The organism is Hydrogenophaga sp. PBL-H3 (genome assembly GCF_010104355.1).
In the GTDB taxonomy this organism is placed as follows: Bacteria; Pseudomonadota; Gammaproteobacteria; order Burkholderiales; family Burkholderiaceae_C; genus Hydrogenophaga.
Genome location: NZ_CP044972.1, coordinates 939832 through 955029 on the forward strand (window position 1 = coordinate 939832; position 15198 = coordinate 955029).

Below are 15198 nucleotides of genomic sequence, written 5' to 3' on the forward strand. Positions count from 1 at the left end.
CAGCGAGCGACAACCTCAATTCAAGCAGGCTGCACCTGCCGAGGCGCCACTTCAGCCAGCGCCCTCTCCAGGTGCTGCAGGGTGGCTGGCACATCGTGCCACTTGTCCAGCCCGAAGAGGCCGATGCGGAAGGTCTTGAACTCAGGACCTTCGTCGCACTGCAAAGGCACACCCGCTGCCGTCTGCAGGCCCACTGCCAGAAACTTCTTGCTCGACTGGATCTCGGGGTCGGTGGTGTAGCTCACCACCACACCGGGTGCCTGGAAACCACTGGCTGCCACGCTGGGGAAACCATGGCACTCCAGCAGCGCTCGCACCTGCGCGCCAAGAGCGATCTGCTCCTGGCGCACCCGCTCAACGCCATAGGCTTCGGTCTCCACCATGGTCTCGCGCAGGCGTGTGAGCGCGTCGGTGGGCAGGGTGGTGTGGTACGCGTGCCCGCCGCCTTCGTAGGTTTCCATGATCTGCAGCCACTTCTTCAGGTCCATGGCGAAGGTGGTGCTCTGTGTGGCGTCGATGGCGCCTCGGGCGCGTTCGCTCAGCATCACCATGGCGCAGCAGGGGGAGCTGCTCCAGCCTTTTTGCGGCGCCGAGATCAGGATGTCCACACCCGTGGCCTTCATGTCCACCCACATCGCGCCGGAGGCGATGCAGTCCAGCACGAACAGGCCGCCCACCGCGTGCACCGCATCAGCCACGGCCTTCAGGTACTCGTCGGGCAGGATCATGCCGGCGGCGGTTTCCACGTGGGGCGCGAACACCAGCGCGGGCTTCTCGCGCGCGATGGTGGCCATCACCTCTTCAATCGGTGCCGGCGCCCAGGCGGCTTGTGCCCCGGCGCTGGTGCGCCGCGCCTTCATCACCGTGTGGCTGGCGGGGATGTTCCCCATGTCGAAGATCTGTGTCCAGCGGTAGCTGAACCAGCCGTTGCGGATGACCAGCACATGTTTGCCGTGGGCAAACTGCCGCGCTACCGACTCCATGCCGAAGGTGCCGCTGCCAGGCACCAGCACCGCCGAGTGCGCGCCGTACACGCGCTTGAGCATGGCCGAGATGTCGGTCATCACGCCCTGGAAGCGCTTGGACATGTGGTTGAGCGCGCGGTCGGTGTAGACCACCGAGAACTCGAGCAGGCCGTCGGGGTCGATGTGGGGCAGCAGTCCGGGCATGTTGGTGTCTCCTGGGCGGGTCGCGAAAAGGAGATTCAGCGTAGCACAGCACCTGCAATTTCGCCGCTGCGCCACACAAGGCCCGCACGCTGTCAGAGGCGGCTGACGTCTGCAGCGGGGGGCTCGCGAAGCCGGCTGGGCGCGAGCACGCCGGCACTGTCCAGGATGGGGTAGGCGATCGAGCAGATGTGCGAGTTGATGCGCTTGAGGTCGCTGATCAGGTCCAGGTGCAGCGCGCTGGTGTCCATGCTCTGCTGGCTCAGGCCCGCGAGTCGGTCGAGGTGGGTGGCAGCGTACTCACGCTCCATGTCGCGAAAGCGCACCTTCTCTTCGAGCAGGCGCTGTGCGTCGCGCACGTTGCCATTGAGAAACACGCTCATGCCCAGGCGCAGGTTGTCGATCAGACGCGCATGCAGTTCGGTGATCTCGGCCATGCCGGCCTCGGAGAAGTCGCGCCCTTTGCGGATCTTCTTGTCTTCGATGTCGAGCAACACGCGCTCGACCGTGTCGCCGATCTGCTCCATGTTGATGGTGAAACTGATGATGTCGGTCCAGCGCCGGCTCTCGGCCTCGCTGAGCTGCTGGCGCGAGATCTTGGTGAGGTAGTACTTGATGGACGAGTACAGGCTGTCCACCGTGTCGTCGAGCTTGCGCAGATCGCGTGCGAGCTGAAGGTCGTTGGTCTTGATCACGGTGACCACGCCTCGCAGCATGGTCTCCACCACGTCGGCCTGGTGCATGGCTTCGCGCGCTGCGCACGAGATGGCCAGCGACGGCGTGGCCAGGGCCGAAGGGTCGAGGTGGTTGGGCCGGTCCAGCGGGCCCTTGTTCGCCTGCAACGGCAACAGCCGCGCCACCAGCCGGGCCACCGGCCGGGTGAGGCCGATGAACACCGCGCCCACCATCAGGTTGAAGCACAGGTGAAACAGCACGGTGAGCGTGGCCGGGTCGTGCACCAGCGGCTGCATGAAGCGCAGCCAGGCGGGAATCACCCAGATGGCGATGGCCACACCGAACACCTTGAAGAGCAGGTTGCCCAGCGGCACCTGGCGCGTGCTGACACCTGACTTGGCGGTGGTGATGACGGCCAGCAAGCCGCTGCCCAGGTTGGCGCCCAGCACGATGCCCAGCGCCACATCGAGCCCCACCACCTGCAGCGCCAGCGTGGAGGCCAGCAGCACCACGGCCAGGCTCGAATACGCCACCACCGCGAGCGCGGCACCCAGCAGGATTTCGAGCAGCCGGTCGCTGGTGAGCGACTCCAGCATCAGCTGCACCGCAGGGTTCTGCGTCAGCACGCTGGTGGCGCCGGAAATAAGGCGCAAGGCCAGCAGCATGAGGCCCAGGCCGATGAGCACGCGCCCGAAGTCGCCCGCGGACGTGCCCTGGCGCGAGATGAACAGCGTGACGCCCAGGAAGATGAACAGTGGCGACAGCCAAGACAGGTCGAATGAGAACACCACCGCCATCAAGCTGGTGCCGATGTCGGCACCCAGCATCACGGCCAGCGCGGCGGGCAGGGCGATCAGCCCACGGCCAACGAAGGAGGCGGTGATGAGCGCGGTGGCGGTGCTGGACTGCACGACGGCCGTGACACCCAGACCCGAGAGGGCCGCCGTGAAGCGGTTGCCCATGCTGGCGGCGAGGATCTGGCGCAGGTTGCTGCCGAAGACGCGCAGCACGCCGTTGCGCACCAGGTGCGTGCCCCAGACGAGGAGGGCGATGGCCGCCAGGAGATCCAACAGGTGTTTCATGGACGAAGAAACTATACGCCCGGGCACTGCCGCGCCAGGGCGTTGTGGTCACCCGGCGCGCGCGCTCGGGTCAATGGGGGCGGCGCAAGCGCAGGATCTCGTCGAGGATCAATGACACCGCACCCACGGTGATGGCGGCATCTGCAATGTTGAAGGCGGGAAAGTGCCCGCCCGGGAACAGGCCGCCGAGAAACCCCCAGTGGAAGTCCAGCCAGTCGACCACATAGCCATGCAGCAGACGGTCCACCACGTTGCCGATGGCGCCGCCCAGGATGCAGGCCAGCGCAAAGGCAAACAGCTTCTGGCCCGGATGCGAACGCAGCATCCACACGATGAACACGGCGGCGGCCGCACCCACGGCGGTGAAAAACCAGCGCTGCCAGCCACCCGCATCGGCGAGGAACGAGAAAGCGGCGCCCAGGTTGTGCACGCGCACGATGTTGAAGAAGCCGGTGATGAAGGTGCTCTCGCCCAGCTGGTAGTTGTCCAGGATCAGGACCTTGGTGATCTGGTCTGCCACCACGAGCAAAGCGGCCAGGCCCAGCCAGGGCCAGATGCCGTCGCGGTTCGCCCGTGCCATCAGGCCACGGAACGGGCTTCACCCGCGCCGAACAGGTTGCTGGTGCAGCGGCCGCACAGCGTGGGGTGCGACGTGTCCACGCCCACGTCGTCGCGGTAGTGCCAGCAGCGCTCGCACTTGGCGGCGGTGGCAGGAATCACGTCCACCCGGGCGTCACCCTCTTGCAACTCGACCTGCGAGACGATCAGCACGAACTTGAGGTCGTCGCCGAGCGAGGCCAGCAGGGCGTGGTCATCGGCCGGTACGGTGAGCTTCACCGTGGCCTGCAGGGACGAGCCCACGCCGCCAGCGGTGCGCACCGTCTCGATTTCCTTGTTCACCGTCTCGCGCACCGCGCGGATGCGCGACCACTTGGCCAACAGTGCTTCATCCCTGGTGGGCAACTTGGCAAAGGTCTCGAAAAAGATCGAACCCTGGTTCTGCGCGCCGGCCAGCACGGGCCAGGCTTCCTCGGCCGTGAAGCTGAGGAAGGGCGCCATCCAGCGCAGCATGGCGTGGGTGATCTGGTGCAGCGCGGTTTGCGCGCTGCGCCGCGCAAGACTCCCCGGTGCGGTGGTGTAGAGCCGGTCCTTGAGCACGTCGAGGTAGAACGCGCCCAGGTCTTCGGAGCAGTACACCTGCAGCTTGGCCACCACCGGGTGGAACTCGTACACGGCGTAATGCGCCAGCACCTCGGCCTGGAACTGGGCCGCGCGCGCCAGGGCGTAGCGGTCGATCTCCAGCATCTGCTCCAGCGGCACGGCGTCCGTGGCCGGGTTGAAGTCACTCACGTTCGCCAGCAGGAAGCGCAGCGTGTTGCGGATGCGGCGGTAGGCGTCAACCACGCGGGCGAGGATCTTGTCGTCGATGTTGAGGTCGCCCGAATAGTCGGTGCTGGCCACCCACAGGCGCACGATCTCGGCGCCGAGCTTGCTCGTGACGCTCTGCGGCTCCACCGTGTTGCCCAGGCTCTTGCTCATCTTGCGGCCCTGGCCGTCGGTGGCGAAGCCGTGGGTCAGCAGGCCTTTGTAAGGCGCGCGGTCATGGAGCGCACAGCCCAGCAGCAGCGAGCTGTGGAACCAGCCACGGTGCTGGTCGTGGCCTTCGAGGTACAGGTCGGCCTCGGGGCCCTGGGTGTGAAACGCGCCGTTGGGATAGGCGTGGGCATGGCTGCCGCGCAGCACGTGCCAGAAGGTCGAACCGGAGTCGAACCACACCTCCAGGATGTCGGTGCTCTTGGTGTAGTGCGGTGCGTCGGTGGGGCCCAGGATCTCCTCAGTCGTCACTCGGCTCCAGGCCTCGATGCCGCCCTTCTCGACGATGTCCGCCGCCTGGTCGAGGATGTCCATGGTGCGCGGGTGCAACTCACCACTGTCCTTGTGCAGGAAGAACGGCACCGGCACGCCCCAGCTGCGCTGGCGGCTGATGCACCAGTCGGGCCGGTTGGCGATCATGTCGCGCAGGCGGGTGCGGCCGTTCTCGGGGTAGAAACGGGTGGCCTCGATGGCGTCGAGCGCGAGCTGTCGCAAGGTCTTGGACGCCTTGTCCTTTGTGAACACGCCCACGCCCTCGTCCATGCGCACGAACCACTGCGCCGCCGCGCGGTAGATCACCGGCGTCTTGTGGCGCCAGCAGTGCGGGTAGCTGTGGGTGATGGTCTGCGTGGCCATCAGGCGCCCGGCGCTCTTGAGCGCCTCCAGGATCACCGGCACGGCTTTCCAGATGTGAAGACCGCCAAAGAGGGGGAAGTCGGCTGCGTAAGCGCCATTGCCTTGCACCGGGTTGAGGATGTCGTCGACCGACATGCCATGTGCCACGCAGGAGTTGAAGTCGTCCAGGCCGTAGGCGGGCGAGGAGTGCACGATGCCGGTGCCGTCGGCATCGCTCACGTACTCGGCCAGGTACATGGGTGAAAGGCGGCGGTAGCCAGCGTCCACGTCGAACAGCGGGTGGCGGAAGTTCAGACCGCCGAGTGCTTTGCCCGGCGCGGTGGCGATCACGGTGCCGGTGAGGCCGAAGCGCTCCAGGCATTTCTCCACCAAGGTTTCGGCCAGCACCAGGCAGCCCATGGGCGTGTCAACCAGGGCGTAGATGAACTCGGGGTGGGCGTTGAGCGCCTGGTTGGCCGGGATGGTCCAGGCGGTGGTGGTCCAGATGACGGCGAAGGCGGTCTTCTGCGCAGGCAGGGCGCCCAGGCCGAAGGCGGCCGCGAGCTTCGCAGCGTCATCGGTTTCGAAGGCCACGTCCAGCGTTTCGCTCTTCTTGTCGGCGTATTCGATCTCGAACTCGGCCAGCGACGAGCCGCAATCAAAGCACCAGTAAACGGGCTTGAGGCCTCGGTAGACGAAGCCGCGCTCGATCACGCGCTTGAAGGCGCGGATTTCACCCGCCTCGTTGGCCGGGTCCATGGTGCGGTAAGGGCGCTCCCAGTCACCCAGCACGCCCAGGCGCTTGAAGTCTTCGCGCTGCTGGCCAATCTGCTCGGTGGCGAATGCCCGGCTCTTGGCCTGCATGTCGTCTCGACTCAGGTTGCGGCCGTGCAGCTTCTCGATCGCGTTTTCGATGGGCAGACCGTGGCAGTCCCAGCCGGGGATGTACTGCGCGTCAAAACCCGAGAGCTGGCGACTCTTGACGATCATGTCCTTGAGCACCTTGTTCAGCGCATGGCCGATGTGCAGCTTGCCGTTGGCATAGGGCGGGCCGTCGTGCAGCACGAACAGCGGTGCGCCCTGGCGCGCATCGCGCAGGCGTTTGTACAGACCGCCTTCGTTCCAGTTGTCGACCCAGCCCGGCTCGCGCTTGGGCAAGTCACCGCGCATGGGGAACGGGGTGTCGGGCAGGTTCAGGGTGCTGCGGTAGTCGGGGGCAGCGGAGGTGGATTCAGACATGGCGAGGATTCCGTGGTGGCTTCGACAAGCTCAGCCCGAACGGGGGAGTGAGAAGAAACAGAGGGTGACACCGTTCGCCCTGAGCCTGTCGAAGGGCAGCGACCGGATAGACGCGAGGTCTAAATTCGGTCGCGCGTGGTCTGGCGGTGGGTTTGGGTGTGCAGCGAGGCGAAAAAGGCGCGTGCGTCGTCGCAGTCGCGCGCGATGCCCTGGGTCAGGGCGTCCAGACTGGCGTACTTCAGCTCGTCATGCAGTTTGTGCAGCAGTTCCACGCGCACGATTTTACCGTAGGCCTCCCCGCCGGGCAGGCTCTCGGCCAGAGCGCCGGGCCAGTCGAGGCAATGGGTTTCGAGCAGCACGCGCCCGCCGTTCACGTCATCGGGGTCCAGTGAGGGCCGCACACCGAGGTTGGCCACACCGGGCAGGGGCGCTGAATCGGCTTGTGGGCCGAGGCCGTGCACCAGCACCGCGAAGATGCCGCTGGCTGCAGGTTTCCAGTGTGAAAACCGCAGATTGAGTGTGCGAAAGCCGTCGCCCCGGCCGGGGCCACTTTCGGCGAGTTGGCGACCGAGTTTGCGCCCGTGCACCACATGACCGCTGATGCTGTATGGCCGGCCCAGCAGGGCCGCCACGTCGTCCATGCGACCCGCTGCCAGGGCCTGGCGCACGGCCGAACTGGACACACGCAGGCCGTGCACCTCGTAGCTTTGCATGCGGGCCACATCAAAGCCCAGCCGGTTGGCGGCGGCGTCCAGCATGCCGTAGTCGCCGGCGCGTTTGGCGCCGAAGCGGAAGTCGTCGCCCACCAGCACGTATTTCACGCCCAGCGAGGCGACCAGGATGTCTTCGATGAAGGCCTGTGGTGTCTGTGCAGCGAGCTTGGCGTTGAACGGCAGCACCACGCACTGGTCGACACCGCAGCGTTCGAGTTCCTGCAGCTTGTCACGCAGGGTGGCGATGCGGGCCGGTGCCAGTTCGGGCTGGTGGTGCAGGGCGGCGAAGTAGTCGCGCGGGTGCGGCTCGAAGGTCATCACGCAGCTGGGCACGCTGCGGTGCTTCGCTTCGTTGTTGAGCAGCGCCAGCATGGCCTGGTGACCGCGGTGCACACCGTCGAAATTGCCGATGGTGAGCGCGCAGCCACCGGGGGCTGTGTCGGGGTCGCTGGTGAGGCGGCTGCGCAAGCCGCGGAAGATTTTCATGCCGGGTCGAAGGGGTGAAGGAGCCGTTGGAAGCCGGGCTTCGGTGGGGAATGTGATGGCGCGACGGGTTGCGTCATCAAAGCGCGCTATATTGACACACGACGATACACGCCCGCAGGCCCTGCCCGCCGGCGATGTCGGGCCTCCCGGGGCCTGTTTTCCGCTGATGCCACCGCACAAAGGAGTCCGTCTTGAAGGTCTTGAAGCTCTCAGCCCAGGGTCTGCCACAGTCGTGGATCACCCTTGAAGAAGCCGTGCTGCACTACGCCGCGGACGAAGTGCGCTGGGAGATGGGTGCCGAAATCGCGGTGTTTCACGGCGGACACAACGCACTTACCGGGCGCCAGTCCATCATCAACGTCAACTCCATCATCGGCACCCAGGGCGTGCCGCGCATCAACCCGTTCGACCTGCGCCCCACGCTGACCAACAGCAAGCTGTTTGCGCGCGACCGCAACGTGTGTGCTTACTGCGGCGAACATTTTGTCGAGGAAGAACTGACCCGCGAGCACATCGTGCCGTTGGGCCAGAACGGGCGCGATCTGTGGATGAACGTGGTGACGGCGTGCAAGTCGTGCAACCACCGCAAGGGCAACCGCACGCCGGAGCAAGCCCACATGGGGCTGCTGTATGCGCCGTATGTGCCCAGCCTGTGGGAAGACTTCATCCTGCGCAACCGCCGCATCCTGGCGGACCAGATGGAGTTTTTGATGTCGCACCTGCCCAAGACCTCGCGTCTGCACGCCTGAAGTTTCAGTGCCCCGGTGGCGGACGGCCCCAGGCTGGGCCAGCTCCCTCGGGGGAGCAGCGCAGCGTGGGGTCTTTCAGTAGCTCAGTTCGAGGATGACGACATGGTTGTCGGCCACCGGCCAGGTGCGTCCGGTGATCTTTTCGCCATTGAACTCCGCTGCAATCGCTCGCACGCCGTCTTCCATCAGCTTGATCTTCGAGCTCGATACGCCCGCGCCCGTGGGTGGCACGCCCGGCAGGGCCTTGCCGTCAAACGCCATCTTGTCGCGCTCGGCGTCGAAATAGCCGCGCGGCCGCGTGAAGGTGGCGGTGGATTTCGCATCCTTGTCAGCCGCCGGGACGCGCTCGGCGCGCAGGTGGATCAGCTCACTGCCGCGCGGGAACGGGCTGCGGTAGATGTGCGTGGTGGCGTAACCCGGCGCGCTGATCACGAACTCGTAGGGCACGCCGGCTTGCGCGGTGAACGGACCCCACAGGCCGTCGACGCCCACGGTTTTGCTGTGCACCGCTGCGCCCTTGCGTTCGCCAGTGGCGGGGTCGGTGGCGTAGACCATCAGCTGCGCGCCTGGGAGTGGCAGGTTGTTCGAGTAGCTGCCGCTGGCCGGGTCGGTGGGCACGAGGCCCAGGCCGGTGATCTTGCCGTTGAGCACCACTGGCGCTTGCGGCGTCGGGGCCAGCGTGGCGGGCGCTTGGCCGGTGATGAAGCGGTGGGTGGCGTCAAAGGCCGCTGGCGAGAACGATGTCTCGCGGTGGTCCGCGCGCGGCAGCACCACGTTGTTGGCTCCCTTGAGCGCCGGGCCTTCGAATGTCACGTTGGTCGGCGTGCCCTTGGCGCCGATCCACAGGCCGTCGGGCTGGGCGAACTTGTCGTTGTTGTCCGAGCGGATGGTCATCCACTTCACCGGGCCGGTGACCTCGTCGCCCGCGGCGTTTTTCGGCGCGTTCAGTGCGCTCAGAAAAGGCCCTGTGCCCGAGAATTCGTTGGCTTCGCGAAAGCCCTTGGTGGCCCACACACCGTGGTTGGGTGTGCCGCCCAGCACCGCGTGGCTCACGGTCTTGTCGCCGCCGCCGTTCTGGATGTAGTTGCGCACCGCGTTGCCACCGCGCGAGTTGGCGACCAGCACCACCTGCCTGGCACCCGTGGCCTTCATCACCTTCTCCACCTCGGATTTCAGGAACGTCATGTGCTCGGCGGTGGAAGAGCGGCCAGGTTGTGCCTTGCCGTCTTCGTCACGCGCCAGCGGGTAGGGCAGGTCGATCGCATGCAGGCGTTCGCGTGGCCAGCCGTTGGACTCGAAGCGCCATACCGTGCTCTGCCAGATGGAAGCCGAGTCGCCGTTGCCGTGCACGAAGACAATCGGCTGCTGGTCGGCACCTTGCGGCGCGGTGGCGCAGGCGCCCAGCAGCAAACTGCTGGCGACCAGTGCAAGGAGGTGGCGGCGGGTGGTCATGCGTGTCTCCAGGGTGTACTTGTGGGAGCCGAAAACAGAGCGGCCCGCGAGGAGCGGGCCGCCGGGGTACCAGGGATCAGGCGAACACCCCTGCCGTGTCCTGCATTCGGCTGGACACCTCACCCAGGTGGTGCAGGGTGTCGCCGAAGGTCATCTCCATCTGGGTGAGCTTCTTGAAGTAGTGACTCACGATGTACTCGTCGGTCACGCCGATGCCGCCGTGCAGTTGCACCGCCTGCTGGCCCACGAAGCGCATGGACGTGCCCAGTTGGACCTTGGCGCGCGCCATGGCCGCGCGGCGCTCGGGCGCCGGCGCGTTGAGCTTGAGGCTGGCGTAGTAGCTCATGGAGCGCGCCAGTTCCAGCTGCATCTTCATGTCGGCCACGCGGTGACGCAGCGCCTGGAAAGTGGCAATCGCCACGCCGAACTGTTTGCGCGTGTTCATGTACTCGACCGTGATGGCCAGGGTCTTGTCCATCACGCCCACGGCTTCGGCGCAGGTGGCCGCGATGCCGATGTCCACACCGTGTTCGAGCGCGGTCAGGCCATCAAGGGTGACGAGCTGGGCTGGTGCGTCTTTCAACGTCAGGTCACTGGCACGACCGCCATCTTGTGTGTGATGGCCACTGGTGCTCACGCCCGAGGCGGTGCGCTCCACCAGGAACAGGGCGAGCTTGCCGGCGGCCATGGCGGGCACAACGAAAGCGTCGGCCTGGTCCGCGGCGGGCACCACGTTCTTGGTGCCCGAGAGCGACCAGCCCGCGCCGGACGAGGTGGCGGTGGTGGCGCACACATCGAGCTTGTAGCGGGCCTTGCGTTCCTGATGCGCGAGCACCACCAGCGCTTCGCCCGATGCGATGCGGGGCAGCCAGGCGGCCTTGAGTTCGGCCGGGGCGTAGCCGCCAAGCACACCCGAGGTGATCAGGGTCTGCGCCAGCGGCTCCAGCACGATGCCACTGCCCAGCTGTTCCATCACCACCATGCCCTCGATGGGGCCCATGCCCATGCCGCCGTCGTCTTCGCTCACATACAGGCCGGCCAGGCCGAGTTCGGCGAGTTCGTTGTAGGCCGCGCGGTCGAAGCCGCCTGCGGCCACGATGGCGGTGTGGCGCTCGAAGGTGTAGGCCTTCTCCACCCACTTTTGAACCGCGTCGCGCAGCGCGCTTTGGTCGTCGGAAAAATCGAAGTCCATGTGTTGATCTCCTCAGCCGAGCACGGTTTGCGCGACGATGTTGCGTTGCACTTCGTTGCTGCCACCGTAGATGGTGGTCTTGCGCATGTTGAAGTAGGTCGATGCGAGCGGCGCGTTGGCGTTGACGCCACCGGGGAAGCTGCCCTGCCAGCCGGCTTCCATGGCTTCTTCGATGAAGGGCAGGCTGTAGGGGCCGGCGGCCAGCATCATGAGCTCGCTGTAGCGCTGCTGGATCTCGCTGCCCTTGATCTTGAGCAGGCCGGCGATGTCGAGCGAATTCTTGCCCGATTTTTCGGCCGACAGCACGCGCAGCACCATCATCTCAAGCGCGACCACGTCGACTTCTAGCAGGGCGATCTGGTCGCGGAAACGCAGGTCGTCCCACACGCCTTCGGCCTTGGCGATGCGCTTCAAGCGCTCCAGCTCGCGCTTGGCGCGGTTCACGTCGGCGATGTTGGTGCGCTCGTGGCTCAGCAGGTGCTTGGCGTAGGTCCAGCCCTTGTTCTCTTCACCGATCAGGTTCTCGGCTGGCACTTCGACGTTGTCGAACCACACTTCATTGACCTCGCACTCGCCGTCGAGCAGTTTGATCGGGCGCACCGAGACGCCGGGTGTTTTCATGTCGATCAGCAAGAAGGAGATGCCGGTTTGCGGCTTGCCCTCGGTGCTGGTGCGCACCAGGCAGAAGATCCACTCGCCGTACTGGCCGAGCGTGGTCCAGGTTTTCTGGCCGTTGACGATGTACTTGTCGCCCTGGCGCTCGGCGCGGCATTTCACCGAGGCCAGGTCCGAGCCCGAGCCCGGTTCGCTGTAGCCCTGGCTCCACCAGACTTCACCGCTGGCGATGCCCGGCAGGAAGCGCTCTTGCTGTGCCTTGTTGCCGAAGGCCATGATCACCGGCGCCACCATGACGGGGCCGAAGGGCACCACGCGCGGTGCGCCGGCCAGGGCGCATTCCTCTTCGAACAGGTGCTTCTGCACCGCGTTCCAGCCCGGGCCGCCGAACTCTTTGGGCCAGCCCCAGCCGAGCCAGCCCTTCTTGCCGAGGATCTTGGCCCAGCGCTGCATGTCGTCGCGCGTCAGGCGCAGCGCGTTGTGAACCTTGTGGGCGATCTCGGCGGGCAGGTTGGCCTTGACCCAGCCGCGGATCTCCTCGCGAAACGCCTGCTCTTCGGGCGTGAATGCCAAATCCATGGGGTGTCTCCTGGTGGCCGCCACGGAAATGTGCCGGCAAATTGAACAACGCCGGGCAGTTTGGCACGACCGTTCGTTTTATGGCTGTCCGGGCTGCGACAAGCCGAGTTGTTCGTTCAGATTTTGAAGCTGATCCTGCAGCGCGGCCACGGTGTTTTCCAGCGTGGCCAAACGGCGCGTGAGGTGGATCAGCTCGTCTTCGGTGGCCGCGCTGTGGCCGGATGCTGGGTTGTGGACCAGCAAAGACGCATCCACCGGCCCGCAGAGCAGGTGCGCCCAGCGCTGCTCGCGCGCGCCCGGTGCCCGCGGCAGCTTCACCACCAACGCGCCGCCCTTGTCGTCGCTGCGGTCTTGCAGTTCTTCCAGAAAGCCATCAACCGAGGCGATGTCGAGAAACTTGTACCAGCGCTCGGTGTTCAGGCGCAGCTCTCCCGCCGTCTGCGGCCCGCGCAGCACCAGCATGCCCAGCAACACGGCCGATTGCTCCGGTACGGCCACGGCGCGCATGAAGTTGTGTTCGTAGCGGGTCACGCGGCTGCCGCTGCTCTCCAGCACCAGGTTCAGGGCGCGCAGGGCGTCCAGCGCTTCGAGCACGGCGGCGTCCGCCAGGTTCATCACCGGATCGCGGCTGGACTTCTGGTTGCAGCCGGTCACCAGCGTGTTGAGCGTGAGCGGGTAGCTGTCGGGCACGGTGCGCGCTTTTTCCATGAGCGTGCCGAGTACGCGGGCCTCGGTTAGCGAGAGCGGGCGCTGTTGAAAATCGTGGCCGCGCGGGCGGCCGGTTGACGATGTTTGCAGGTCTGAGGTCATTACACTTCCGGGCCATGTCTGGCGTGAACAAAAACATCGTGATTCTGATCTCCGGAAGCGGCTCCAACATGGCCGCCATCGTGGAGACATCCCTCCAACAACGCTGGCAAGCCCGGTTGGGCGCGCGGGTTGTGGCCGTGGTCAGCAACAAGGCCGGTGCGCAGGGGCTGGCCTGGGCCCAAGAGCAGGGCATCGCAACGGCCTCGCTGGACCACACCGCCTACGCCAGCCGCGAGGCCTTTGACGCCGCGCTCATGGCCGAGATCGATCGCCATGAACCCACCCTGGTGGTGCTGGCCGGCTTCATGCGCATCCTCACGCCCGGCTTCGTGCAGCACTACGAGGGGCGCCTCGTCAACATCCACCCCAGCCTGCTGCCCGCGTTCCCCGGCCTGAAGACACACCAGCGCGCGATCGAGATGGGCTGTCGCGTCGCGGGCGCCAGCGTGCACCGCGTGACGTCCGAGCTGGACCACGGCGAAATCCTGGAGCAGGCGGTGGTGCCGGTGCTGCCGGGCGACACGGCCGAATCGCTGGCCGCGCGGGTGCTGACGCAGGAGCACGTCATTTACCCGCGGGCTTTGGAGCGGTTGCTCTCGGCTTGATCAGACGCCTTTGGCGAACACCAGCCCCGCATGCTCCCGCATCGCGTGGAACTTGATCTTCGGCCAGTTCGCCTCCACCGCGCGCAGCGTGGCCGCGTGGTCCACCAGTAGCGTGGGTGCGTCCACCGCGTCCAGCGCCACGCGGTGGCTGTTGGCGTCGATGAATTTTTTGAGCTCGATCTCCCCGCCGTCTTCGGGCGCGCAGGTGACCCAGCGCGCCACCTGGTAGGGGCTGTTCATGATGCGGGCCTTTACACCGTATTCATGCTCCAGGCGGTGTGCGACCACCTCGAACTGCAGCTGGCCCACGGCACCCAGCAGCAGCACCGAGCCGGCCACCGGACGAAACACCTGGATCGCACCCTCTTCGCCGAGTTGCGTCAAACCCGAGCGCAGCTGCTTGCTGCGCAGCGGGTCGGCCACTTCGACGCTGCGGATGATTTCTGGCGCGAAGAAGGGCAGGCCAGTGAACTGCAGGCTCTCGCCTTCGGTGAGCGTGTCGCCCAGTTGCAGCACGCCATGGTTGGGAATGCCGATGATGTCGCCGGCAAAGGCCTCGTCCAGCAGTTCGCGGCGCTGCGAGAGGAAACTCACGACGGTGTTGGGGCGCAGGTCCTTGCCTGAGCGCACCACCTTGAGCTTCATGCCGCGCTCGAAATGCCCGCTGGCCACACGCACGAAGGCGATGCGGTCGCGGTGCGCCGGGTCCATGTTGGCCTGGATCTTGAACACCACACCGCTGAATTTCGGTTCGTCGGGGTGCACGGTGCGCTGGATAGCAGGGCGGTCGCCGGGCGGCGGTGCCAGGTCAACCAGCGCGTCGAGCACCTCGCGCACGCCGAAGTTGTTGACCGCCGAGCCGAACAGCATGGGCGTCTGCTTGCCCGCCAGGAACTGCGCTTCGTCGAAGGCGGGTGAGGCGCCAGCGACCAGTTCCAGCTCGTCGCGCGCCTGTTCAAACTCCGATCCGAAGCGCCGCACGCTTTCTGGGTTGTTCAGGCCGACCAGCACGTCCTCGTCACCGCCGCGGCGGTCTTCGCCGGCCGCGAACACGCGCATCTGGTCGGTGCGGCGGTCGAAAACGCCGCGGAAGGTCTTGCCCATGCCCACGGGCCAAGTGAAGGGCACCACCGTCATGCCCAGTTCGCGTTCGAGCTCGTCCATCAGGTCCAGCGGTGCCTGCACCTCACGGTCCATCTTGTTCACGAAAGTCAGGATGGGCGTGTTGCGCGCGCGGCAAACCTGCAGCAGGCGCCGCGTCTGCGGCTCCACGCCGTTGCCCGCGTCGATCACCATCAAGGCGGCGTCCACGGCGGTCAGCACACGGTAGGTGTCTTCAGAAAAGTCCTGGTGGCCGGGGGTGTCCAGCAGGTTGATCACGCAGTCGCGGTATTCCATCTGCATCACCGACGACGCCACCGAAATGCCCCGCTGTTTCTCGATCTCCATCCAGTCGCTGGTGGCGTGGCGCGCAGCCTTGCGCGCCTTCACGCTGCCGGCGATGTTGATCGCGCCGGAGAACAGCAGCAGCTTCTCGGTGAGTGTGGTTTTGCCCGCGTCGGGGTGGGAAATGATGGCGAAGGTGCGGCGGCGGCGCACCTGTTGGGAAAGTTCGGACATAGCCTGT

12 protein-coding genes are annotated in these 15198 nt (G+C 66.1%); 2 read left to right on the top strand and 10 right to left on the bottom strand.

Annotated features, from left to right (window positions below; all coding sequences use genetic code 11):
• Positions 1–20: 20 nt before the first annotated feature.
• The 5 genes from F9Z44_RS04550 to F9Z44_RS04570 form a co-directional block, all read right to left on the bottom strand.
• Complete coding sequence (locus tag F9Z44_RS04550) at positions 21–1169, bottom strand: aminotransferase class V-fold PLP-dependent enzyme (RefSeq protein WP_159603984.1); 1149 nt, start codon at positions 1167–1169, stop codon at positions 21–23.
• Between the two features lie 92 nt (positions 1170–1261).
• Positions 1262–2923, bottom strand: coding sequence for a Na/Pi cotransporter family protein (locus F9Z44_RS04555; RefSeq protein WP_159603986.1), 1662 nt, complete (start codon positions 2921–2923; stop codon positions 1262–1264).
• 70 nt (positions 2924–2993) lie between these two features.
• Positions 2994–3503 carry a signal peptidase II gene (lspA, locus tag F9Z44_RS04560; protein ID WP_159603989.1) on the bottom strand — a complete coding sequence of 170 codons (510 nt, stop codon included), beginning with the start codon at positions 3501–3503 and terminating at the stop codon, positions 2994–2996.
• Entirely contained in the window at positions 3503–6370 is a 2868-nt protein-coding gene (ileS, locus tag F9Z44_RS04565) for an isoleucine--tRNA ligase (RefSeq protein WP_159603991.1), read from the bottom strand. The genes lspA and ileS overlap by 1 nt, the downstream gene beginning before the upstream one ends.
• A gap of 119 nt (positions 6371–6489) precedes the next feature.
• On the bottom strand, positions 6490–7569 hold the full coding sequence (locus F9Z44_RS04570) for a bifunctional riboflavin kinase/FAD synthetase (protein ID WP_159603993.1): 1080 nt from the start codon (positions 7567–7569) through the stop codon (positions 6490–6492).
• A gap of 191 nt (positions 7570–7760) precedes the next feature.
• On the opposite strand from F9Z44_RS04570, the gene F9Z44_RS04575 reads away from it, so the two are divergent.
• The gene (locus F9Z44_RS04575) at positions 7761–8318 is read left to right on the top strand and encodes an HNH endonuclease (RefSeq protein WP_159603995.1); all 558 of its coding nucleotides are present in this window, start codon (positions 7761–7763) and stop codon (positions 8316–8318) included.
• A gap of 75 nt (positions 8319–8393) precedes the next feature.
• Here the strand turns inward: F9Z44_RS04575 and F9Z44_RS04580 are convergent, their stop codons facing one another.
• The 4 genes from F9Z44_RS04580 to F9Z44_RS04595 all read right to left on the bottom strand — a co-directional run bounded on the left by F9Z44_RS04580 (position 8394) and on the right by F9Z44_RS04595 (position 12966).
• Positions 8394–9770 (bottom strand): alpha/beta fold hydrolase, encoded by a 1377-nt coding sequence (locus F9Z44_RS04580; RefSeq protein WP_159603997.1) that lies wholly within the window; start codon positions 9768–9770, stop codon positions 8394–8396.
• Positions 9771–9846: 76 nt separating this feature from the next.
• The gene (locus F9Z44_RS04585) at positions 9847–10962 is read right to left on the bottom strand and encodes an acyl-CoA dehydrogenase family protein (protein ID WP_159603999.1); all 1116 of its coding nucleotides are present in this window, start codon (positions 10960–10962) and stop codon (positions 9847–9849) included.
• Positions 10963–10974: 12 nt separating this feature from the next.
• Positions 10975–12156, bottom strand: a complete 1182-nt coding sequence (locus F9Z44_RS04590) for an acyl-CoA dehydrogenase family protein (RefSeq protein ID WP_159604001.1) — start codon at positions 12154–12156, stop codon at positions 10975–10977.
• Positions 12157–12234: 78 nt separating this feature from the next.
• Entirely contained in the window at positions 12235–12966 is a 732-nt protein-coding gene (locus tag F9Z44_RS04595; RefSeq protein ID WP_159604003.1) for a YceH family protein, read from the bottom strand.
• A gap of 14 nt (positions 12967–12980) precedes the next feature.
• Between F9Z44_RS04595 and purN the strand changes: the two genes are divergently transcribed.
• Positions 12981–13571: a phosphoribosylglycinamide formyltransferase gene (purN, locus tag F9Z44_RS04600; protein WP_159604005.1), complete on the top strand. Its 591-nt coding sequence runs from the start codon at positions 12981–12983 to the stop codon at positions 13569–13571.
• Here the strand turns inward: purN and F9Z44_RS04605 are convergent, their stop codons facing one another.
• The gene (locus F9Z44_RS04605; protein ID WP_159604007.1) at positions 13572–15191 is read right to left on the bottom strand and encodes a peptide chain release factor 3; all 1620 of its coding nucleotides are present in this window, start codon (positions 15189–15191) and stop codon (positions 13572–13574) included.
• Positions 15192–15198: the final 7 nt, after the last annotated feature.